The following is a 22,071-nucleotide window of genomic DNA, read 5'->3' as shown; positions in this document are numbered from 1 at the left end:
TCACTCACCCATTTTTCACCCAACTGCCATCTTGACGCCCCAGATGTTGAGATTTTCCTAATATGCGCATTTGAAGCGAATTGCGGCCATACCTGCCCCTTGCCGCCCGCCCCGAACTGCCGATACTGTCGCCCATAACGCGCAGGGCAAAGGCAGCAGAACATGGATGTAAAATCGGTCGGAGTTATTGGCGCAGGTCAGATGGGCAACGGTATCGCTCATGTGCTGGCCTTGGCGGATTATGATGTTCTGCTGAACGATGTCAGCCAGGAGGCGCTTGACCGGGCGATCAATACGATCCAAGGCAATCTCGCGCGTCAAGCCTCGCGCGGGAAGATCAGCGACGAGGTAATGCAGGCTGCGTTGCAGCGGATCACAACAACGCTGGAACTGCCACGACTGGGCCAGACTGATCTGGTCATTGAGGCCGCAACCGAGCGCGAGACGATCAAACAGGCGATTTTCGAAGACCTGCAACCGCATCTTCTGCCACATACGATTCTCACGTCGAACACCTCGTCGATCTCAATCACACGACTGGCCAGCCGGACAGATCGGCCAGAGCGGTTCATGGGATTTCACTTCATGAATCCGGTTCCCGTGATGCAACTGGTCGAATTGATCAGAGGCATCGCGACCGATGAGCCAACCTATGCTGCGTGTAAAGCAGTGGTGGACCGTCTGGGCAAAACCGCCGCGAGTGCCGAAGATTTCCCAGCCTTCATCGTGAACCGCATCCTGATGCCGATGATCAATGAAGCCGTGTACACGCTTTATGAAGGCGTAGGGAACGTTCAGTCCATCGATCAATCCATGAAGCTTGGCGCAAACCATCCGATGGGGCCATTGGAACTGGCGGATTTCATTGGGCTGGATACCTGCTTAGCGATCATGAATGTGCTGCATGACGGATTGGCGGATACAAAATACCGCCCCTGCCCGTTGCTAACCAAATATGTTGAAGCCGGATGGTTGGGTCGCAAAACGGATCGTGGCTTTTATGACTATCGCGGTGAGGTTCCCGTGCCCACGCGCTGAGGGGGCCAGCCCCCTCGCCCGGATGGTATCCGGGCTCACCCCCGGGATATTTCTGGCCAGATGAAGAGTAGATCAGGACCTGTCTGATGTGCCCAAGGACATGGTGCGATCTCTGAGCCACGCCATGAACCCGCGCGGATCACGTTCCAGAAGCTGCATATCCTCGTCAGAGATCGGCTCTCCGATGACCGGAGATTGCGGTTTGTTGCAAGAGCGGACGATCTCATGCAGCAACAAGCCCTGGCGTAGGATCGGCGACAGTTTATTGGCAATCTGATAGGCACGTGAGTTACGACCCGGGAAATAAATCGGAACAACCGTCGCACCCGAGCGGCGGATCATTTTGGCGGTGAAAACGTTCCACTCGCGTTCAATCGCCGGGCCGAACCAATCGTCCGAGGACATCACCACCCCAGAGGGGAACAGCGCGACGACACCACCATCCTTGAGATGGTCCATCGCCTTACTGCGCATTTCCAGCATTTTTGCCTGCGCTTCGGGGTCATGTGGGAACGGCACCGGGATCATGAACGACGTGGCGGCCTCATCCAGACCGGTCAGAACCGAACGTGTCAGGATGCGGTAATCACTACGGACGCGCCCGATCAATTCTGCAAAGATCATACCATCCACCATGCCATGCGGGTGATTGGCAACAACGACAACAGGGCCGGTTTTCGGAATACGCGCGATCTGTTCTTCGGGCGTTGTAAGGGTAATCCCCATGGTCTTGAGCGCGCCGCTCCAGAACCGTTGGCCACGATACAGCTCATTTTTCTTTTCGAACTTGTTGACCATCCTCAGAATGGTCAGCTTGCCGGTGCACCATTCGATGGCGCGAATAGCGGTTGCGGTCCAGGCATCGTCGAACGAGTTCGCATAGGTGAGCGTTCTACGATCGTAGATCTCGCCCTGATCCTCGGTCCCGTTTACGATCGGGCCTGTCTTGGTCTCGTGCGTTGTTTCCGCCAATTCCTGGTCTTCCCGTAGTTCCTGTCCCGGTGGGGCGGTTTAGAACCCTTCTCCGAACTTGTCATTCACAAGCGCTTCCAAGGCTTCTGCCAATGCCTCAGCATCTGGCCCCGAGGTCTGAACGTCAATAGTCGTTCCGCGTGAGGCTGCCAACATCAAAAGGCCCATGATGCTGTCGCCGGATGCAGAAAGGCCATCCTTGGAGACTTCAGCATTGGCATCAAATCCCTCGACAACCTCGACCAGTTTGGCGGAGGCACGGGCGTGAAGCCCTTTTTCGTTAATGATTTTCAAGCTTCGGTTGGTCATTTCAATCTGTCCGGTCTTAGTCCAATGTCACATTTTGCGCATTGATGTATTTCCGTCCAGCCTCCATCGCCTGACGTACTGCGTCGGCAACCGGCAGGTGGCGGCTTTTGGCCAATTTGATCAGCATGGGTAGGTTCGCGCCATAGAGGATTCGGCGATCCTGTGGCGCACAGGCCTTGAGGCTGAGGTTTGAGGGGCTGCCTCCGAACAAGTCTGTCACGATGACAACGCCGTCACCCAGATCGACCTCATTCGCTGCACGGCAGATTTCGGCTTGTTTCTCTTCGCGGTCATGATCGGCTTCGATCGCGATCGCCGCCAAACCAGGTTGCGCCCCCACCACATGCTGCATGGCGGCCAGATACTCCTGAGCCAAACCACCATGCGCTACGATTACAATCCCGATCAATCCGACCTCACATTCAACGCGCGTCGTTCCATTTCGCGGTGTCTAATTGCCACCTGCTGGCCCTGTTCTGCAAGGGCCTTTGCAACCGCTTCAGCCATTGCCACCGATCTGTGTTGCCCCCCGGTGCAGCCAAACGCTACCGACAGGTGCGCCTTACCCTCGGCGCGAAACGCCGGCAGAAGCAGATTTAGCAGATCGGTGATCCGGTCAAAAAACGGCGCATAGTTCATATCCGACTGGACATAGTGCGCGACATCCGGGTTTCGACCATCTGCCGACCGCAATTCGGGTCGCCAATAGGGGTTTGCCAGAAACCGGCAGTCGAAGACCATATCCAATCCACGCGGCAGACCGCGCTTGTAGGAAAAAGATTCAATCGAGACCGCCAGATGCCGACCGTCTTTGGGGGCGAACCAGCGCTCAACCTCTTCGCGCAACTGGTGCACGTTTAACCCGCTGGTATCGATCAGAGTATCCGCGATCTCTCGAATGGGCGCTAACAGCTCTTTTTCGCGGCGAACGCCGGTTTCGGGGCCCGCATCCTGAGCAACCGGATGGCGCCTGCGGGTTTCGGAAAAGCGCCTCAGCAACACATCATCGCTGCAATCCAGATAGAGAACTGTCAAATCCACTTGGGGCATGCGGCCCAGCTTCTCGGCAAGTTCGATAAAACCGATGGTCGAAAAATCCCGGTTGCGCGCGTCGATACCAAGAGCCATGGGTCGGTCAGCCTCTGCTCCGTCCATTAGACGCGCCAGAAGCCCCATAGGCAGGTTATCGATGGCCTCAAAGCCCAAGTCTTCCAGCACATGGATCGCTGTAGAGCGGCCTGCGCCCGACGGCCCTGTCACCAGAACGGTTCGCTTTTGCGATGTCATTTCGTCGGCCATTCCGGGTCTACGCGTCCGAATCTGAGAAGTTGCAACAGGGCTTGTGCCAAATTGGGCACAGCAGCGCCCCGAAGCAAGGGCACGGTGCCCCTAAGCAGCGGGATCGTGATCGGATCAGGCAGGCGCGCTGTCTCTTGCTGATCCAGATCTAATACGAAATGCAGCGCAACAGACAGTGTATTCTGTGCCCTCAACAAGCCGATCCCACGGGCTTCGATCAAACCGGCAATCTCTGGTACGGGTGAGGCCATGATACAATTCCGTGCCATCCCAAGATCAACGCGATCATCGGCAACCAATACTGCGCCCTGCGTCATCATCTGCAGCGCCAGAGAGGATTTACCTGCTCCGGAAGCCCCTACGATCAAAAGCCCCTTGCCGGCAACGGCAACACAGCTGGCATGAACGCGGGCACTGTCCCGGTCTGCTGCATCTTTCAGGGATGAGATGGTCATCGGATCAGACAGGCAGCCCGACGACAAATCGCGCGCCTAGCGGATCAGAGGTGACATCCGCCTCGGTAGGGCGGATGTTTTCAGCCCAGATCACGCCGCCATGTGCCTCGACAATCTGCTTTGAGATCGCAAGGCCAAGGCCGGAATTGTTGCCAAAATGCTCGGCTGGACGCTGCGAGTAGAACCGTTTGAAGATCTTTGTCAGGGCCTGTTCCGGGATCCCGGGGCCAGTATCTTCGACGACAACCAACACTCGATTGTCCCGCTGGCGCACCCAGACGCGGATGGCGTCGCTTTCCTCGCAGAACGAAATCGCGTTGGTGATGAGGTTGACGAACACCTGTGCCAAGCGTGCCTCTAGCCCGTTCACGACAATCGGATCGGCAGGCAGGTCAGTGATATAGTCGATACCCTGCGCACGGGCATCCTCGCCCAAAAACTGCCCGATATTGCCAAGCAGTTTAAGCAGATCAAAAGGCTGTTCTTCCTCTTTGACCAGTTCCGCATCCAGACGTGACGCGTTCGAGATGTCGCTGACCAAACGATCCAGCCGCTTTACGTCATGTTCAATCACGCCCAGCAGCTTCTCGCGCTGATCATCGCGTTTGACCATGCGCAGGGTTCCGACGGCGGATTGCAGGCTGGCCAGCGGATTCTTGATTTCATGCGCGACATCGGCAGCAAATTGTTCATTCGCATCAATGCGATTGTACAGCGCAGTCACCATACCCCGCAGCGCGCGGCTTAACCGGCCAATTTCATCCGGTCGGGCGCTGAGGTCCGGAATGCGAATACGCCCCGGATTGACACCTGTGCCCCTGTCCTTCCCCATCTCGGCCGCCGAGGCGAGATCTGCCAACGGGTTGGCAATAGTCGAGGCCAGAACAAGGCTAAGGCCGATCGAGACAAGCAGCGCAACAACAAACATCTGAAGGATGCGTTCCTGTTCACGCCTGGCGAGCGCATCGATCTCACCCGCAGGACCGGACATTGCCACGGCACCTGCTGGAACGCCTTCATACAGGATCGGAGCGGCGGCCACGATCACCGTATCTCCGGCATCATCCTGCACAGCCTGAACCTGACTCTGGCCCATCAACGCTTGCGGAATAATAGCCTGCACCTGTTGTGCCAATGTCGGAGCCTCGGTGCCCGAAGACCAGTTGAAAATGCGCGACAATCCCGTCCAGACCGCATTCAAGGCGTCACTGATGACGGTGCCGCCTGTCCGCATCTCGGTGTCCGGCCGCAAAAGTACAGGAAGCTCCGATGCTTGCGGCGCGCCCCGTGTCCAGCCGATCAGCGTACCGCTGGCATCGTAAACAAAAACCTCGCCCCCTTCAGGCAGGCTGAGACCAGCCAGCGTGTCCTTAACGTCAAGTTGGCTTGTATCCTGCGACGATTGCACAACACCCTGTCGCAACTGTGTTTCGAACACATTGCTGACCAGCTGCGCATCGCCCATTAAGTTGCGTGCGGTCTGCTGTACCTGCTCGGACCGCGAGTCATCCAGATAGAGTAGCCCCGTGACCAAGATCACGAGAGCAATCAGGTTGAAGGTGATGATCTTGCGGGCCAAAGGTGACCCGCGCAAAGAAAACAGGTTCCTGCGGGACCGCTTTTCTCGTAACTCCGCAGACTCGGGGTCCTGGGGGATAACCCAGTCATCCCCGAGAACGACATCACCGTCGCGCGTTTCATTGGCTTGTTCGGTGTCGCGCACGGGACCCCATTACCCCTTGTAGATGGCCGCGCCTATTCTTCGTTGTATCTGTACCCGATACCATAAAGCGTTTCGATTGCCGAAAACTCAGAATCTGCCGCACGCATTTTCTTGCGCAGACGCTTGATATGGCTGTCGATGGTGCGGTCATCAACATAAACCTGATCATCATAAGCCACATCCATTAACTGATCCCGGCTTTTGACAAAGCCCGGACGCTGTGCAAGTGCCTGCAACAACAGGAATTCGGTCACTGTCAACGAGACATCGGTGCCTTTCCAACTGACCGCGTGGCGCAACGGATCCATCCGCAATTCTCCGCGTTCCATGACCTTGGTGTCGCCGGTTGCGGCAACAGTTGCATCACCGCTGGTGGCTTCTTGCCGACGCAGCAGCGCACGAATGCGCTCCACAAGCAGACGCTGAGAGAATGGCTTTTTGACATAGTCATCGGCCCCCATACGCAGGCCAAGGACCTCATCAATCTCGTCATCTTTCGAGGTCAAAAAGATCACCGGCATTTGCGTCTTCTGGCGCAGACGCTGCAACAGGTCCATCCCGTCCATACGCGGCATTTTGATATCCAGAACGGCCATATCCGGCAGTTTCTTGTTGAACGCGTCCAGCGCGGCCTGTCCATCATTGTAGGTTTCAACCTCGAAACCTTCGGCTTCGAGCGTCATGGATACGGACGTCAGAATGTTTCTGTCGTCATCCACCAGTGCAATCTTTGACATCGGGCTTACCCCTATTCCTGCTCACATACGCAATAATACGCTTTTTTGTAAGGTATTGTTGGCGTTTTTGCTGATCCGAATCAATCCGTAACCTTGAATCGTGCCATTGTTGCGGCAGCTATGCGGCAAAAATGCCTTGCTGCCCGCAAAATGCTGCCCAGTTTTCCGACAGGAAATCTTTGGTGGCGCTAAACCTCAACTTGGTTGCGCTAACTGCGCCAAACCGTCCTGTTCACGCCCCAAAAGACCATGATAAGACCCACTCATCGGCCGGTTTTCCCCGGCAAACTGCCCCAAAGGCGCACCCGACCCAACACGCCGCAGCGCCGCCACAGGAGAAGACACGCATGACATCTGGACGGGTTAACCCGCAATTCCGCCTCGAAAATCAGGGGATCGAGGGCCTGGGCAATGTCTATTACAATTTCATGGAACCGGCGCTGATCGAAGAGGCGCTGAAGCGTGGCGAAGGCACGCTGGGCAACGGCGGTGCCTTTTTGGTCACCACCGGTAAGTTCACCGGCCGCTCGCCCAAGGACAAGCACGTCGTCAAGACCGACAGCGTCGCCGACAGCATCTGGTGGGAAAACAACGCCGCGATGAGCCCGGAGGGGTTCGATGCTCTCTATGAAGATATGCTCGAGCATATGAGGGGCCGCGACTATTTCGTGCAGGACCTCGTAGGCGGAGCTGATCCTACCTATTCAATCAATGTGCGCATGGTCACCGAGCTGGCCTGGCACAACCTGTTCATCCGTCACCTGCTGCGCCGTCCCGATCGTGAGGATCTGGATGATTTCACGGCGGATTTCACCATCATCAACTGCCCCAGCTTCAAGGCGGACCCGGCCAAGCACAACTGCCGCAGCGAGACAGTCATTGCGCTGAACTTTGACCGCAAGCTGATCCTGATCGGCGGCACGGAGTACGCAGGTGAGAACAAAAAGTCCGTCTTCACCCTGTTGAACTACATGCTGCCGGAAAAAGGCGTGATGCCGATGCATTGCTCGGCCAACCACGCCGTGGGCAACCCGGTCGACACGGCGGTCTTCTTCGGCCTGTCGGGCACCGGCAAGACAACGCTGTCCGCTGACCCTGCCCGCGTGCTGATAGGTGACGACGAACATGGCTGGTCGGATCGTGGCACCTTTAACTTTGAAGGTGGCTGCTACGCCAAGACGATCAACCTGAACGCCGAGGCCGAGCCCGAGATCTACGCGACAACCAGCAAGTTCGGCACAGTCATCGAAAACATGGTCTTCGACCCCGAAACAAAGGAACTGGATTTCGACGATGACTCGCTGACCGCGAACATGCGCTGTGCCTACCCGCTCGAGTATATCTCGAACGCCTCCAGCAGCGCCCTCGGTGGGCATCCCAAGAACATCATCATGCTGACCTGTGATGCGTTTGGCGTGTTGCCTCCGATCGCGCGGCTGACACCGGCGCAGGCGATGTATCACTTCCTGTCCGGCTTCACCTCGAAGGTGGCAGGCACCGAGCGTGGCGTGACCGAGCCGCAGCCGACCTTCTCGACCTGCTTTGGCGCACCCTTCATGCCGCGTCGACCCGAGGCCTATGGCAACCTGCTGCGTGACAAGATCGCCCAGCACGGCGCCACCTGTTGGCTGGTCAACACAGGTTGGACTGGCGGCGCTTATGGTGTGGGCAGCCGGATGCCGATCAAGGCGACCCGCGCGCTGCTGACAGCTGCGCTCGAAGGGTCTCTGGCTGACGCCGAATTCCGCAAGGATGCCAATTTCGGCTTTGACGTACCCGTTTCAGTGCCCGGCGTTCCCGAAGTTCTGCTGGACCCGCGCCGTACGTGGGACGATCAGGCAGCCTTTGACAAGCAAGCCGAGAAATTGGTGCAGATGTTTGCCGAGAATTTTGAGCAATACATCCCCTTCATCGACGACGACATAAAATCGGTCGCAATCGGCTAAACAGACAGGGGCGCTTGCGCCCCTTCTTTTTTGCGTCATCAATATGGCGCTTTGACCTTCAATAGTTACGCGACGGCACCATTCTCAACAATTTTATTGTTTTGACACTCAGATTGAGATAGGCACTCTGCCCATTACTAAGACCTCCGATGCAACTGCGCCGGAACCAAAACAGAAAGCACCACAGGGTTTCTCGCGCCTGCATACTCACCTCTGCAGATCGGGCCACCCAAATAGCAGAGTAAACCACTTACACGGGGATACGTGCCAGCGCGCAACTTGTTGAACACCCAAATTCAACCGATTTCGCGCCACCAGGACTGGACAGTGTCAGGCACGAAGCAAGACAGGTAAAATATGACAGAAATTTCGAAACTGACCGAGCTGCGCAAGTTGATGCAGAGCATGGAGCGTACATTGGGGCTGGAGAATCTCTCGCCGGTCGAACGCGACATCTACTACGCGGCCGAGGAGCTATCGAAAGCAGATCAAGAGGTTCGGACGTTCGGCTTGATCGAACACACACTGGTCCAAAGAGTTTCGCGTCCGACTTTTTTTCGTGCGCTGAAATCGTTGGTTGAAAAAGGCTATTTGTCTCAAAGCGGCAATGCAAATCGAGGGCGATACATCGTTCATGCGCCCAGATAAGCTGCGCCTCTTGCGCATCATTGGTTGATCTCGGTGCGCAGGTGGGTCACAGAAACTTTCTTTGCCTCTTTGGCTTATGTGTTCGCATCACTCCTCACCTTTGAGGTTTTGATGCCGCTACAGAACATGTTCTTTCCAGAATATCCCAGCCGGGCAAGCCTGCTGTTTCTACCGCACGGAGTGCGCGTGCTATCCGCTTGGCTGTTAGGTTGGCGGGCGATCTTTGCGCTGTTGCCGGGGGTCATTGCGGTTTTTGCAATACTGGGCGGGGTGGATCTGTTCCTGCCCAGCCGCCTGATGGCCATTGCCATCGCGGTCACAACCGTGCCGGCGGTGTTCTACCTTCTGAAATGGATGGGTTGGGATTTGTTCCCAAGAGCCGACAGAAAGCCCTGTTGGATTTGCGTCATGGGCGTTGGCGTAATCACGTCAATTCTGGTCTCTGGCCTGACCAACATGGCCTTTGGCAGCGCGACGGTTGAATATGTTGCCTATTTGATCGGCGATATCTCGGGCCTGTTTTTCCTGATGCTGGGTCTCTATTTTGTGTTTCGCTTTGCAGATGGGCGGCGCTGAAACCAACACTATGTACAGCGTCAAGCTTTCTGCATCGCAAAATGAAAGCGCAACTTTTGAACTTTTTCGCAACGTAATAAGTATTTTTGTTGCGCTGCACGTGCAGCATGATATGACCAGACCACCCAAGACAGGACGCGATTCATGGCCCATGATGGACAGGACATATCCCAGATGACCACCAATGCGACTTTGCCAGACCTTCTTAGCCTGACCAGCAAAGCGGTACCGGCTGTTGAGGCTGTCTTTGAGAAAGCGCGCGATTCAATACGGGACAAGGTGACATCCGATGGGCGCGTCTCTGGTGCGTTGATCGAAGCCAACCAAACCGCCGCGCATGGGCTGGCCTGGCTAGCCACCTATCACCAATCGCTTCAACAGATGCAGCGGTGGGCCGAAGCACTGGAAGCCGCAGGCAAGTTCGGTGAGATCGAACAGCTGCTGCATCAGATCGCCTTTGGTGAATACCTGCATCAGGTGGCCGGTGGCATCCCCATGAACCAGGGCGAAGTTGTGCGCCTTCAGGATCTTGGCCTTGGTTGGGATGCGTTGTCCGGGTTCCAATGCCCCGAGGTGCAGACCCTCATGTCGCAGGCCAACTCACAGGCCGCGCGGACACGTTTGGTCGAATTGATGGAGGCGCAGGCCGGTGCCGCCATGTTCGGGGCTTCGGGGCTGGATGAAGAGCTTGAGATGATCCGCGACCAGTTCCGCCGCTATGCGGTCGAAAAGGTCGAACCCAACGCCCATGACTGGCATCTGAAGGACGAGCTGATCCCGATCGAGATCATCGAAGAGCTGGCCGAAATGGGCGTGTTCGGCCTAACCATCCCCGAGGAATTTGGCGGCTTTGGTCTGTCCAAAGCATCGATGTGCGTGGTTTCAGAAGAGTTGTCGCGCGGCTATATCGGCGTCGGCTCACTGGGGACCCGGTCCGAAATTGCAGCGGAATTGATCCTGGCTGGCGGCACGGACGAACAAAAAGCCAATTGGCTGCCCAAGCTGGCCAGCGCCGAGATTTTGCCGACCGCCGTGTTTACAGAACCCAACACCGGTTCGGACCTCGGCAGCCTGCGCACCCGTGCGGTCAAGGATGAGAACGGCGATTACCAGATCACCGGTAACAAAACCTGGATCACACATGCGGCCCGCACCCATGTCATGACCCTGCTGGCCCGCACCAACCCGGACAGCACCGACCACCGTGGCCTGTCCATGTTCCTAGCCGAAAAAACCCCGGGCACAGATGAAAACCCATTCCCCACCCCCGGCATGACCGGTGGCGAGATCGAGGTTCTGGGTTATCGCGGGATGAAGGAATACGAGCTGGGATTTGACGGCTTCCACGTGAAAGGCGAAAACCTTCTGGGCGGGGAAGAAGGCAAGGGCTTCAAACAGCTGATGGAGACGTTTGAATCCGCCCGCATCCAAACCGCCGCACGCGCCATTGGGGTAGCGCAAAGCGCATTGGATATTGCGATGCAATATGCGCAGGATCGGAAACAATTCGGTAAATCGCTGATCAACTTTCCCCGCGTCTCGGGCAAGCTGGCAATGATGGCGGTCGAGATCATGATTGCGCGGCAGCTGACCTATTTCTCGGCCTGGGAAAAGGACCATGGCCACCGCTGCGACCTTGAGGCCGGTATGGCCAAACTGCTTGGTGCCCGCGTTGCTTGGGCTGCAGCTGACAATGGTCTGCAAATTCATGGCGGCAACGGCTTTGCGCTGGAATACAAGATCAGCCGCGTTCTGTGTGACGCGCGCATTCTAAATATCTTCGAAGGGGCTGCCGAAATTCAGGCACAGGTCATCGCACGACGTCTGCTCGGGTGATCGAATAAGGCGGCCTTGTTTCCCCAACTGACCCGGTCTTTGCACCGGGTCTTTTCTTGCGCCAGTTGTTGCAACCAACGCAGTCCAATTTCCTAAACCAGTAGTGTTGGCAAACCTGCGGCCAAACTTCCCCTATGAAATCCGTCGATACCGACTTATTGCCACCAGAAGAAACTGGACAATTGCTGGCACCCTACATGACACGAATATTGGTTCTCTGGGCTATGTTGACAGCCCTGACCCTAAGCGGCTGCGCGGTGCCGCAGCCAACCGCCAATCAGGATGATATCGACGAACTGGCACAAGCCATTCAATCCCTCGGGCCGGAGGTTGATCCGATTGAGGCACAAACCGCCGCATCAATCTCGTACACCTATTCTCAGCACCTTGCCCGAGAATGGAACGTAACCGACCCGGCGATCATACATAACGCCAAGGTCGCCAACGGCTTTCGGGAATACGGGCTGTGCAATGACTGGGCACAGGCCATGACGCGGCGACTGCGGCAGGAAGGGTTTCGAACGCTCGAACTACACTGGGCTACATCGCCACCGACACCGTTCCGGATCATTCACCATTCCGCCTTGATCAGTGCCAAGGGCGATTCGATGTATGACGGCATAATCCTTGATCCATGGCGCAATAGCGGCGCCTTGTTCTGGGGGCCTGTTCGGAAAGATACCCGGTACAACTGGCGCCCAAGGATGGAGGTGCGCACACAATTGCTAAACGGTGAACTTGCGTTCTGAGATCAGGACCCCGTCTCGCATTTTGAAATGGTGTCGATCACTACGGGCAGCATCCGGGCCGCCACCAGTTTCGAACCTTCCGCCGTCAGGTGCGTATAGTCGACATACAGGCTTTTGTCCTTGTGTTCAGGAGCTGCGATCTCAGCGATTTCGGTATAGGGAATATCGGCCTGATCAAACAGCTCCGGAAACTCAGCGCGCGCGCGCGTCATCACCTGCTCTCGTCCGGGCACGTACCAGTCGCGCGTAATCTGAGCGATTTCCTGATCTGCCGCGCTCAGGTTTTCGACGTTTTCGAATACCACCTCAGGCTGCAGGAAGACATGGTAGCAGAACCCGTGATAGGCACCAAAAGACTCGATCAGCTTGTAATTGCGCAAAAACCCACGACGTGCGGTCTCGGCCAGCTCGGCTGAGAAATCGCGTTCCAACGCGGTCACGTCGCCGGTCAGATTGTAGTTGGGTGCCTCATAGCGCTGATACAAACCTTGGGTGAATTTCGACGCCAGCTTGAACGTATAGGAATACTCGGCCGGGGCCCGCAAGAACGCATAGGCCGCAAAGAAAGGCTCGCGGTCGTTGAGCGCATCCACCATCCGAGCCGAGGAATAGCCATAGCTCTGGATCGGATTTTTAACCCCCACATTGTAGAAATCATTGTGACCGTCCAGAAAAACAATCAGGTCAGGCTCGTACTCATAGAGCGTCTCGTAGATATACAGCACATGCTGAAAGCTGTGATAGGCGGCAACACCGGCGTTGATCACCTCGATCTTCACACCGGGCATTTCATCCTTCAGCTGCTCGCGGAGAGTTTGTTCAAGAAAGTAGGACACCGTTTCACTATTGGTAAGCGTCGGATGATCTGGATACACGCGCCCTTGTGATCCGATGGCATAGGCGGTGGAGCCGCCCATCAGAAAGATGCGGTAGGTGCTATTCGGCTTGGGCAGATCGACAACGGAGTCATACCGGAACCCCTGATCCGAATGAATGCGCTGCCCGCCAGTATCGAATTGACGTTGGTAGTCGGGGTTAAGTTCATGCCCTCGGATCGAGGAGTAAAGATGACGCTCGGCCTTGCCACCGAGCGCATTGTCAAACAGGTGGACAACCGCGACGTAAGACAACAATTCAACCAGCAGGAACAAAAACACCAGATAAACCAGGACGATCACGACTTTGACGATGGGCCGCGTTCGCTTTTTGGTTTCGGTGTCGCTGACCTGTGACATGAAACAAACTCTGCTTTTGCGCTACCAGCTTAATGGGCATTGCCCTTCGGGATTAGCTGTGATGCTGACTAGGGCCCGGGTTTGGCTTGGCTCCACTATGTCGATTTGTGACCTTGGGTCAACTATGGCCTGAATACGACCAGAAGCCTTCAACTTCCTTGACGATGCCGGATCGACACGCCTAAAGGCAAAGCGTTCCAAGGTTGTAGGAGACTGATATGATCCGCCTTGCCTTTGCGTTACCGCTCATCGGGTTGTTGCAATGTGACCGGGATGAAACCTTGTCTGCCTATGGTGCGGCAGACCAGTCATGGCAGTTGCAGGAGATTGATGGCCAATCGTTTGAGGCCAGCGCGCTGCTACGGTTTCCCGCAGACGGGCAGATTGCCGGAAATGCCCCCTGCAACAGCTATCAGGCGACGATCAGCGCGCCATATCCCTGGTTCGGGATTGAAAACCTCAGCGCGACGCGTGCGGCTTGCGCATCGCTGGAACTTGAAGGCACTTATTTTGCCGCGTTGATGGCGATGACACAATCCGAGGTGTCGGGGAATGTGCTGATCTTACGCAACGAAGCCGGGCACGAGATGGTGTTTAAAGCCGTCGAGTAAGTTGATCTACAAACCGCGCCCGTGCCTGAGGCAATGGCGTATGACCCAACGCGGGGGCGACGCGGTTTTCTAGGAAATAACCTGTGGTCTGTAGGCCGGTTGCAACCTCAACATCCGGCGCGTCGCCTTCGCCCCGCAAGCAAGCCGGCAACGGCAATAACCGATCTGCCCAATCACCTGCGCCCTCAGTGCTGACCGCCCGCCCCGTTTTGGGTGAGACAAAGGCCAGCCTCTCGGTCGCGCCGGTGACGGCGCAGGCTGACAGGTCAAGACCAAAACCCAGTTCTTCAAGCAGCGCCAACTCCCACCGCAGATAGGCCAACGGCCAAATGTCGTCCTGTCCCAGCAGGTCCATCAATTGTTCGGTCTGCTTGTAGATCGCCGGATGCGGCTCTCGCTCTGGCAGGCAGAAGGACAGCAGCGACACAACCGCGTTCAAACCTGACAAAGCCAACCGCCCGGAAAACGCCGCCGCTGCGCGGGACCGCAGAGGTTCAACCTGAAACGTGCCGATATGCTCCTCCAACCGCGCGCGCCACAGCACATCCAGCTGTGCGCCCGGCTGTAGGATCGGCGCAATCTTCCGGCTGGTCCCACCGCGCACGACCCCGGCATGGCGACCATGGGCTTCTGTGAAAACCTCGACAATCGCCGATGTTTCGCCGTGTCGGCGAGAAGTCAGAAGTATGCCGTGATCGCGCCAATCCAAGGCTGTATCCGTTCGGTTGTCTTGTCTATTCGCAGAAAATCTCATGCCCGCTGAACACACAAGGCAGAAACTGGCCTAGGGGATTTACAGGGTCGAACAATCGAATTGCGCGCTATCACCGCACTGGCTAATGTTCGCCCAATGTTCTTAGAAAGGAATTCAATCCATGTCTCTTAACTACGTAATGATCGGCTCAAACGACGTTGCTAAAGCCCGCAAATTTTACGACACAACAATGGCCGGAATTGGTGGCAAAGTCGTAGCTGAATACATGCCATACGCTGTCTGCTACCAACTGCGCGACGGCGGACGAATATGGGTTTCGCTGCCACATGATCAAAAAACTGCAACACCGGGTAACGGAAACATGGTCGGCCTGATGTGCGAAAGCGAAGATGAAGTGCGCAAAGTCCATGCAATCGCGATCGCCAATGGCGGCACCAACGAAGGCGACCCGGGACCGCGCCCGCAGTATGGCCCGGACTTTTTTGGCGCATATGCCCGCGATCTGGACGGCAACAAGATGAGCTTTGTCTATTTTGCAGACTTAGACTGAACGCGTTTATGTTCAGGCAAAAGAGTGGATACCGAACTCGCTAGAGTTCTTACTCCAACCCCTCTTCCCTTAACAGATGCCGCCCTTGCCTATCCTCGACCTCGATCACCCAAAGATCGGGGTCAAAGCTGCGTTAATACTCCAGAGTTTCTGCGCGTCTATATATGATTATCTGCACTTCTCAGAGCCCATCGTCTTCTCTAGTGCTCAATTTCACTTAAATCGATTCCTTCCACGTTCTAATAGTTTGTATGAAAATCATCCGATACTCTGTACTAGCGCTCATTGCATTCATCGGTTTGTTTGTAGCGATGATCGCTATCCTTCGCCATCCTACAGTCTCTCTCGCCTTCTCTTCGTCGAGTTACAAACTGAAGACGACGGAATTGAATGGCCTGACAATCGCGGCACAAAAAGCCCCCATTCCGCTCTCCTTTGGGTGGGAAAAGCACCGCAGGGTGGTCGTTTGTGACGGCTCTGTCTTGTGTACCTCAGAGCATCTGATTGCCGATTATGCACGAAAGATAAACTTATACAGGCACGAAAATGGCTCAATCGTAATGGTAAATGACATTTGGATGATGGAGTTGAATCCGGGTCCGGCGATACGAATCTACGATATGCAAGAGGAAGCAGACGCCCGGCTACGGGAACCCGGCTGGAAATGTAACGAAACGGGATCTCTGGTGACATCAGGTTTCCCGGAATCTGTTTTCTTTAAGGACATGGAATATCTCGGAGCATTCTCGATGCGCCACAATCCCTCACAACCTATTTTCAGCATTGTCTATCGCGGAGCAAGGTTCGTGCCATCCACGTCGCATGGTGAAAAATTGTGTCGATATCCCTCCAGAGGTTGAGCTACTACTCCAACCCCTCCTCGCCCAACATATGCCGCCCTTGCCGGTCCTCGACCTCGATCACCCAAAGATCGGGGTCAAAGCTACGCTGTCTGGTCAGGGCGGCGTCAACATCACCTTCGGGCCCCGAAGATAGCTCAATCCATTTCCGCTCACCGCTCATAAGGTCAAAGCTGCGTTGATAGGCGATTGCCTGCCCGTCTAGCGTATTGATCTTGACCAGCACCGCGCCTGCCGTGTTGTCCCCATGGGCCACAACAAATGCCGGTATATCCTGCAACCGCAAGCGCGCCAGATAGGCATGCACCCAGAATTCGGCGGTCAGGCGAGTCATGCGTTGCCGTCTTTGAAGTCCAGCCCCATTTCCGAATAGCGCTCGGATTCCTCCAGCCAGTTGGGCCGGACTTTGACCTGCAGGAACAGGTGGATCTTGCGGTCGAGGAACTCTTCCAGTTCCGCGCGTGCAGCCTGGCTTACAGCCTTGATCGTCTCACCTCGTTTGCCCAAAACGATGCCCTTGTGGCCGTCGCGCATGACATAGATGACCTGATCGACCTTGGCCGAGCCATCCTTGCGCTCTTCCCAGTTTTCGGTCTCGACCGTCAGCTGATAGGGCAGTTCCTGGTGTAGGCGTAGGGTCAGTTTCTCGCGCGTCATCTCGGCGGCAATCATACGCATCGGAAGGTCCGCGATCTGGTCTTCGGGATACAGCCACGGGCCTTCGGGCACCTCGCCAGCCAGCCATTTCCGCAGATCATCAACGCCGTGACCCTTTTCGGCCGAGATCATGAACGTCTCGGAAAAGGCGTAGCGCGCGTTCAGGTCGCTGGTCAGGGTCAGCAAGACTTCGGATTGAACCCTGTCGATCTTGTTGATGGCCAGCGCAACTTTGCGGCCCTGTCCGATTTCTTCCAGACCTTCAAGGATGCGTTCAACGCCTTCGGTAATGCCGCGATGGGCCTCGACCATCAGAACAACCACATCCGCATCCGCAGCGCCGCCCCAAGCGGCGGCGACCATGGCGCGATCCAGGCGGCGGCGGGGTTTGAACAGGCCGGGCGTATCGACAAAAACCAGTTGCGCGTCGCCCTCCATCGCCACACCGCGAATGCGCGCGCGTGTGGTCTGCACCTTATGCGTCACGATCGAGACCTTGGCCCCGACCATTCGATTCAGAAGGGTGGATTTGCCTGCATTGGGCTCTCCGATCAGGGCGATAAATCCGGCGCGTGTGGTCATGTGTGCTGCGATCCTGTTTGCAAGTGCGCACCCGTATAGCAGAATGGCGCTGCGGGCCAGAGGGATTTGTCGCGTTCCGAGCGGGTAGCGTAGTTCTGGAGCATTCGGGAAGCTGGACGCTTCAGTGTCATGCCATCAAGCATTGGAAGACCGGGCCAAGCGGCTTTACCCAGCAGATTGACTTTAGGCTTGCCCTGGTATCGTCAAAGCCAGCACATGGTTCGGGTAGGCTTGATCCCCAATACGGAAATCCGTGACACCAACCTGCTCAAACCCTTTGGACAGATAGAAATCAATCGCAGGTTTGTTCTCGGAATTGGTTGTCAGCCAGATTCCATTACGGCCTAGATCCCGAGCATATTCGATCGCAACATCCAGCAATGCGGAACCTATGCCTTTACCGTGATGGCGGGGCTGGACGTAAAACGTCAGGACCTCAAGATCGGAAAGCCCATCAACGAGTGCAACGCGTTTCTCTGCTAGCCGAATATAGCCGTCGATCCCGTCGCTGTTTTCAGAGACCATCAGCATATCGCCCCCCTCTTCAAGCAGAGCCTCGAACTGGGCGGTCGTGAATTCGGACAGAACAAACTCGGCGAAGAAAGCGTTTACGCCATGCCGCAGGTAGGTACTGATCCAGACCTCAATCGACAATGCCGCAAGGCTGGCAGCGTCCGCTATCTGTGCCGGTCTGATCTTCATGTTCCGAATTCGGCGAAACAGCTCAACTCAACTGACCCAACAGAGATTTCGCAGCAGCCTGCTCGGCCTGGCGTTTCGAGCCTGCGGTCGCCTGCGCCTCAGTGCCGTCCTGCAGACGGGCAGCGATGGTGAAAATGGGGGCGTGGTCGGGGCCGGTGCGTTTGACCTCGACATAAGCCGGAGGTTTCTGACCGCGGGCTTGCGCCCATTCCTGCAGCGCGGTTTTGGCATCACGGGCGTCGGCTTCAACCTTATGAATGCGCTCGCCCCATAGGGCTATGATGACGTCCCGCGCCGCCTCAAAACCAGCATCACGATAGATGGCCGCGATGACCGCCTCCATCGCATCGCCAAGCAGTGCCTGTTTGCGGCGACCACCCGACAGCATCTCGGACCGGCCCAGTTTCAGGACGGCCCCCAGATCAATCTGGCGAGCGACATCGGCACAGGCCTCTTTGCGGACCAACGCGTTGAAGCGCGGCGCCAACTGGCCTTCGGTGGCTTTCTTGTCCGCCTCTAGGAGCGCAGTCGCCATAACCAACCCCAGCACACGGTCCCCCAGAAACTCCAACCGCTGGTTATCGGGCCGCGTGGCCGAAGACACTGATCCATGAGTCAATGCGCGCACCAGCAGTTGGGGATTGGTGAATTCGTATCCCAAACGCTGCTGGAATGCTTTTATCTCGGATGAAAGCTTCAATTCACCGCCTTAAAGAACCGATCCCCGCGCCAAGTCCAGAAGAACAGCATGGAGCGCCCGGCGGACGAGAACATGATCCGGTCGGCGCGACCGATCAGGTTTTCGTAGGGCACGTAACCAACGCCGCCCGCGGATTGCGGCAGACGGCTATCAGCGGAGTTGTCGCGGTTGTCCCCCATGAAGAAATAATGGCCTTCGGGCACCGTATAGATGCCGGTATTGTCTGACCCCTGATTGCCGATGTTCAGCACATCATAGGACACGCCATTGGGCAAAGTTTCAATTAGGCGCGACTTTTCGCAGGTGCCGCCATTTCCAACCGGCCCGTTTTCACAGCGCGGGCGCAGGCGTTGCGGCCCCTGGGGTTCGGCGATTTCTGTAAACACCCCGTCAGGCTGTTGCGGCACCGGCGTGCCGTTCAAAATGATCTGACCTTCGCGCACCTGAATGCGGTCACCCGGCAAACCGATCAGACGTTTGATGTAGTCCCGCCCCGTAACCGGATGTCGGAACACAATGACATCACCGCGCTCGGGCTCGCCGCCCCAGATACGTGTGTTGTCATCGCCGGGCAGCCAACCACAGATATCTTCGGCATCGATGTTCATAAAGTTCAAGCTGGGGCAGGAGGCATAAGAGTAGCCATAAGCCATCTTGTTCACGAACAGAAAGTCGCCAATCAGCAGGGTCTGCTTCATCGAGCCGGAAGGAATCCAGAACGGCTGAAAGAACAGGGTGCGGAAAACGCCCGCGATCAAAAGGGCATAGACGATGGTTTTGATCGTCTCCCACACGGGGTTACCTGTTTTGGCGTCCTCGGCCATACTGCTCTCCGGTCATTGCGTTGTTGGGATGCTACATGCGGGGCGACTGGGGCCAAGTCAAGACCGCAGCCGTGTCAGCAAGGGGTCTGGCCTCGATCACCACAAAAGCCTGCGCCCAAGGGTGATCATCCGTCAGGGTGACATGGATGATTGCCTCATGCCCCTCGGGCGTCATTTCCTTGAGCCGTTCGGCCGCCCAACCGGTGACATGCATCACGGGTTGACCGGTTTTAAGGTTGGTGACCGCCATATCTTTCCACGAGATACCCATACGCAAACCAGTGCCCAACGCCTTGGAACACGCCTCTTTCGCGGCCCAGCGTTTGGCGTAGGTGCCAGCGGTGTCAGCGCGGCGTTCGGCCTTACGCTGCTCGGTCTCGGTGAAGACACGGTTGCGGAACCGGTCGCCAAAGCGATCCAGCGTGCCCTGAATGCGGTCAATATTTGCGAGGTCTGTGCCGATGCCGAGGATCATTTCTGTGTGCACCCCGAATTCCGCTTCGACTTTAGTTCCTCGGTTTTGTTTCCGGCCCAGAAAAAGAAGACATTGAATACGAACGCAAAGGCCGTCGCCGCGAAAATTGCTGCGTAGAACGCTCCTAAATGCACATTTCTAATGTACACGATATCTTGGTCAAAAAAAGATGGGCCAACAAAAAAGTACGAACCGACGATGGAAATTGTTACCTCAAGCGAGGCAACTAGTATCGTAGCAAGAAAAGCCGACAGCCAGATCTCGCTTATCGTCATGACACGCCCATGGCTTTGGTGAAACTCCGCTGCAAATCGGTATGCGGCATAAATTAGGGGCAGCTGCGACACTGCGATGGTCGAAACATAAGCTCCTGTGGCTATTACGTATGCCTGGATACACACAGTTAGCGAGAAACGCGCCAACAGGTACCTGCAAGCATAGCTTGTAAAACCCGAGACTGGCTTGCACCTCACATTAGGGGGTTCAGCCATCACCCCAACCGCACCGTCAGAATCTTATAACTCGCCAGCCCGAAGAACCCGGCAAATGCCAGGTCAAACCAGCGGCGGGCGCGGCGGTAACCTTGGACCATGCGGCTTGAGGAAAAGAGAAAGGCATAGCCGATAAAGATCAGCAACGACCCGACATAGAGCAGCGCGAAATACCCAAGCAACATCAGCAAGCTGGCATCGTTCGGCGCGACAATGGCGTAGATAGAACCCCAGCTGAGGATTGCCTTGGGATTGGTTAGGTGGATTGCAGCGCCTTTGGCAAAGATTGTCGGCAGAGAACCTGTGACAGGTTGGCCCAAAGCAACTTCATCCGAGGTCATCGCGCGGCGCAGAGCTTTGAAGGCAAGCCAGCCCAGATAGGCCACGCCCACATATCGGATGATTTCGAAAACCCAGACATTGGCCAGCATGATCGCCGACAGGCCCAGTGCAGCGGCGATCCCCCAGGCTGCAGAGCCAGCACAAATGCCCAACGCGAAGGCCAACCCGGCGCGGCGGCCTTCGTTCATTGCGGTTCCTGCGATGCCCATGGTTGCAGGCCCCGGAGAGCCCCCGGCCATGATCCAGGCAAACCAGATCGCAATGAAGCCGTATGTGATCATGCGCGCGCCTCATCCATCAGACGACGCATCTGCTGGATGGCAGGCGTGAGGCCCAGAAAGATCGACTCGCCAATCAGGAAGTGACCGATATTCAGCTCTTTCACCTCAGGGAAGGCAGCGATCGGCTGAACCGTGTCATAGGTAAGTCCGTGGCCGGCATGCACCTCAAGCCCCAGAGAATGCGCAAAGCTCGACATTGTGCGCAGCGCCTCAAGCTCGCGGGCAGCCTCCTCCATGCGGCCTTCGGCATGGGCATCGCAATAGGCACCGGTGTGCAACTCGATGACCTCGGCCCCAATGCGATGCGCGGCTTCGATCTGGCGTTGATCGGCGGCGATGAAGATCGACACGCGGCAACCTACGTCGCGCAACGGCGCAATGAAATGCGCCAGCTTGTTTTCCTCGCGCGCCACCTCAAGCCCGCCCTCGGTTGTGCGCTCCTCGCGCTTTTCGGGAACGATACACACAGCATGCGGTTTGTGGCGCAGGGCGATTTTCTGCATCTCGTCCGTTGCCGCCATCTCGAAGTTCAGCGGGACCGACAGAACCTCCATCAGCCCGTCGATATCGGCGTCAGAGATATGGCGACGGTCTTCGCGCAAATGGGCGGTGATGCCATCGGCCCCAGCCTCTTCGGCCAGCTTGGCAGCACGCAGAGGGTCAGGATAAGCCCCACCACGCGCATTACGTACGGTGGCGACGTGGTCGATGTTTACACCCAGGCGCAATTGGTTGTCAGACATCGTTCGATTCCTTTT

At 56.5% G+C, this 22,071-nt stretch carries 27 protein-coding genes and 1 pseudogene; 9 read left to right on the top strand and 19 right to left on the bottom strand.

The features are described 5' to 3' along the window. Window positions 1-162 precede the first annotated feature (162 nt). Window positions 163-1,038, top strand: a complete 876-nt coding sequence (locus ACR0JE_RS15640) for a 3-hydroxybutyryl-CoA dehydrogenase (protein ID WP_480545017.1) — start codon at window positions 163-165, stop codon at window positions 1,036-1,038. A 72-nt stretch (window positions 1,039-1,110) separates the two neighbouring features. Here the strand turns inward: ACR0JE_RS15640 and ACR0JE_RS15635 are convergent, their stop codons facing one another. From ACR0JE_RS15635 to ACR0JE_RS15605, 7 genes are read right to left on the bottom strand one after another with little or no spacing between them, the layout of a single operon-like run. Further along, window positions 1,111-2,010: a lysophospholipid acyltransferase family protein gene (locus ACR0JE_RS15635; RefSeq protein WP_480549919.1), complete on the bottom strand. Its 900-nt coding sequence runs from the start codon at window positions 2,008-2,010 to the stop codon at window positions 1,111-1,113. 39 nt (window positions 2,011-2,049) lie between these two features. Beyond that, complete coding sequence (locus ACR0JE_RS15630; protein ID WP_170531313.1) at window positions 2,050-2,319, bottom strand: HPr family phosphocarrier protein; 270 nt, start codon at window positions 2,317-2,319, stop codon at window positions 2,050-2,052. Between the two features lie 16 nt (window positions 2,320-2,335). Next, window positions 2,336-2,728, bottom strand: a complete 393-nt coding sequence (locus ACR0JE_RS15625) for a PTS sugar transporter subunit IIA (protein ID WP_170531314.1) — start codon at window positions 2,726-2,728, stop codon at window positions 2,336-2,338. Continuing rightward, window positions 2,725-3,606 (bottom strand): RNase adapter RapZ, encoded by an 882-nt coding sequence (rapZ, locus tag ACR0JE_RS15620; RefSeq protein WP_480864817.1) that lies wholly within the window; start codon window positions 3,604-3,606, stop codon window positions 2,725-2,727. The genes ACR0JE_RS15625 and rapZ overlap by 4 nt, the downstream gene beginning before the upstream one ends. Beyond that, window positions 3,603-4,073, bottom strand: coding sequence for an HPr kinase/phosphorylase (locus tag ACR0JE_RS15615; RefSeq protein ID WP_480826580.1), 471 nt, complete (start codon window positions 4,071-4,073; stop codon window positions 3,603-3,605). The genes rapZ and ACR0JE_RS15615 overlap by 4 nt, the downstream gene beginning before the upstream one ends. A 4-nt stretch (window positions 4,074-4,077) precedes the next feature. Further along, window positions 4,078-5,796: an ATP-binding protein gene (locus ACR0JE_RS15610; RefSeq protein ID WP_480864816.1), complete on the bottom strand. Its 1,719-nt coding sequence runs from the start codon at window positions 5,794-5,796 to the stop codon at window positions 4,078-4,080. 32 nt (window positions 5,797-5,828) lie between these two features. Then, window positions 5,829-6,533, bottom strand: coding sequence for a response regulator (locus ACR0JE_RS15605; RefSeq protein WP_170531319.1), 705 nt, complete (start codon window positions 6,531-6,533; stop codon window positions 5,829-5,831). A gap of 347 nt (window positions 6,534-6,880) precedes the next feature. Between ACR0JE_RS15605 and ACR0JE_RS15600 the strand changes: the two genes are divergently transcribed. From ACR0JE_RS15600 to ACR0JE_RS15580, 5 genes are all read left to right on the top strand, one after another. Next, window positions 6,881-8,479, top strand: coding sequence for a phosphoenolpyruvate carboxykinase (locus ACR0JE_RS15600; protein ID WP_480864815.1), 1,599 nt, complete (start codon window positions 6,881-6,883; stop codon window positions 8,477-8,479). A 357-nt stretch (window positions 8,480-8,836) separates the two neighbouring features. Continuing rightward, entirely contained in the window at window positions 8,837-9,127 is a 291-nt protein-coding gene (locus ACR0JE_RS15595) for a hypothetical protein (protein WP_170531325.1), read from the top strand. 111 nt (window positions 9,128-9,238) lie between these two features. After that, on the top strand, window positions 9,239-9,703 hold the full coding sequence (locus tag ACR0JE_RS15590; protein ID WP_480864814.1) for a hypothetical protein: 465 nt from the start codon (window positions 9,239-9,241) through the stop codon (window positions 9,701-9,703). 144 nt (window positions 9,704-9,847) lie between these two features. Next, on the top strand, window positions 9,848-11,539 hold the full coding sequence (locus tag ACR0JE_RS15585) for an acyl-CoA dehydrogenase family protein (protein WP_480864813.1): 1,692 nt from the start codon (window positions 9,848-9,850) through the stop codon (window positions 11,537-11,539). Between the two features lie 197 nt (window positions 11,540-11,736). Beyond that, entirely contained in the window at window positions 11,737-12,288 is a 552-nt protein-coding gene (locus ACR0JE_RS15580) for a hypothetical protein (protein ID WP_480864812.1), read from the top strand. 2 nt (window positions 12,289-12,290) lie between these two features. Here the strand turns inward: ACR0JE_RS15580 and ACR0JE_RS15575 are convergent, their stop codons facing one another. Then, on the bottom strand, window positions 12,291-13,523 hold the full coding sequence (locus ACR0JE_RS15575) for a hypothetical protein (protein WP_480826576.1): 1,233 nt from the start codon (window positions 13,521-13,523) through the stop codon (window positions 12,291-12,293). Window positions 13,524-13,741: 218 nt separating this feature from the next. On the opposite strand from ACR0JE_RS15575, the gene ACR0JE_RS15570 reads away from it, so the two are divergent. After that, a complete protein-coding gene (locus ACR0JE_RS15570; RefSeq protein WP_480826575.1) occupies window positions 13,742-14,134 on the top strand; it encodes an META domain-containing protein in 393 nt (130 codons plus the stop codon). Here the strand turns inward: ACR0JE_RS15570 and recO are convergent. Then, window positions 14,118-14,843 (bottom strand): DNA repair protein RecO, encoded by a 726-nt coding sequence (gene recO, locus ACR0JE_RS15565; protein WP_480864811.1) that lies wholly within the window; start codon window positions 14,841-14,843, stop codon window positions 14,118-14,120. The genes ACR0JE_RS15570 and recO overlap by 17 nt on opposite strands. Before the next feature lie 166 nt (window positions 14,844-15,009). Here recO and ACR0JE_RS15560 point away from each other — a divergent pair, with 166 nt between their 5' ends. Beyond that, window positions 15,010-15,399, top strand: coding sequence for a VOC family protein (locus tag ACR0JE_RS15560; protein ID WP_480864810.1), 390 nt, complete (start codon window positions 15,010-15,012; stop codon window positions 15,397-15,399). Between the two features lie 49 nt (window positions 15,400-15,448). Here the strand turns inward: ACR0JE_RS15560 and ACR0JE_RS15555 are convergent. After that, window positions 15,449-15,532: pseudogene (locus ACR0JE_RS15555) on the bottom strand (DUF1491 family protein); the annotation flags it as partial. Window positions 15,533-15,650: 118 nt separating this feature from the next. Here ACR0JE_RS15555 and ACR0JE_RS15550 point away from each other — a divergent pair. Then, the gene (locus ACR0JE_RS15550) at window positions 15,651-16,259 is read left to right on the top strand and encodes a hypothetical protein (protein ID WP_480545002.1); all 609 of its coding nucleotides are present in this window, start codon (window positions 15,651-15,653) and stop codon (window positions 16,257-16,259) included. 4 nt (window positions 16,260-16,263) lie between these two features. Here ACR0JE_RS15550 and ACR0JE_RS15545 read toward each other — a convergent pair whose 3' ends face one another. From ACR0JE_RS15545 to ACR0JE_RS15505, 9 genes are all read right to left on the bottom strand, one after another. Next, window positions 16,264-16,593 (bottom strand): DUF1491 family protein, encoded by a 330-nt coding sequence (locus tag ACR0JE_RS15545; RefSeq protein ID WP_480864809.1) that lies wholly within the window; start codon window positions 16,591-16,593, stop codon window positions 16,264-16,266. Next, on the bottom strand, window positions 16,590-17,498 hold the full coding sequence (gene era, locus ACR0JE_RS15540; RefSeq protein WP_480864808.1) for a GTPase Era: 909 nt from the start codon (window positions 17,496-17,498) through the stop codon (window positions 16,590-16,592). The genes ACR0JE_RS15545 and era overlap by 4 nt, the downstream gene beginning before the upstream one ends. Window positions 17,499-17,681: 183 nt before the next feature. Continuing rightward, window positions 17,682-18,200 (bottom strand): GNAT family N-acetyltransferase, encoded by a 519-nt coding sequence (locus ACR0JE_RS15535; protein ID WP_480864807.1) that lies wholly within the window; start codon window positions 18,198-18,200, stop codon window positions 17,682-17,684. Between the two features lie 22 nt (window positions 18,201-18,222). After that, the gene (rnc, locus tag ACR0JE_RS15530; protein ID WP_480544997.1) at window positions 18,223-18,900 is read right to left on the bottom strand and encodes a ribonuclease III; all 678 of its coding nucleotides are present in this window, start codon (window positions 18,898-18,900) and stop codon (window positions 18,223-18,225) included. Continuing rightward, window positions 18,897-19,724 carry a signal peptidase I gene (lepB, locus tag ACR0JE_RS15525; protein ID WP_480864806.1) on the bottom strand — a complete coding sequence of 276 codons (828 nt, stop codon included), beginning with the start codon at window positions 19,722-19,724 and terminating at the stop codon, window positions 18,897-18,899. Before lepB ends, rnc begins: the two co-directional genes overlap by 4 nt. Window positions 19,725-19,755: 31 nt before the next feature. Further along, window positions 19,756-20,199, bottom strand: coding sequence for a holo-ACP synthase (gene acpS, locus ACR0JE_RS15520; protein ID WP_480864805.1), 444 nt, complete (start codon window positions 20,197-20,199; stop codon window positions 19,756-19,758). Next, window positions 20,196-20,690, bottom strand: coding sequence for an ABZJ_00895 family protein (locus tag ACR0JE_RS15515; RefSeq protein WP_480864804.1), 495 nt, complete (start codon window positions 20,688-20,690; stop codon window positions 20,196-20,198). The genes acpS and ACR0JE_RS15515 overlap by 4 nt, the downstream gene beginning before the upstream one ends. Next, window positions 20,690-21,313 carry a LysE family translocator gene (locus tag ACR0JE_RS15510; protein WP_480864803.1) on the bottom strand — a complete coding sequence of 208 codons (624 nt, stop codon included), beginning with the start codon at window positions 21,311-21,313 and terminating at the stop codon, window positions 20,690-20,692. The genes ACR0JE_RS15515 and ACR0JE_RS15510 overlap by 1 nt, the downstream gene beginning before the upstream one ends. Then, complete coding sequence (locus ACR0JE_RS15505) at window positions 21,310-22,056, bottom strand: pyridoxine 5'-phosphate synthase (protein ID WP_480864802.1); 747 nt, start codon at window positions 22,054-22,056, stop codon at window positions 21,310-21,312. Before ACR0JE_RS15505 ends, ACR0JE_RS15510 begins: the two co-directional genes overlap by 4 nt. Window positions 22,057-22,071: the final 15 nt, after the last annotated feature.

This window comes from Ruegeria sp. H3 (genome assembly GCF_056533095.1).
This window is presented reverse-complemented; position numbering and strand designations above follow the sequence as displayed.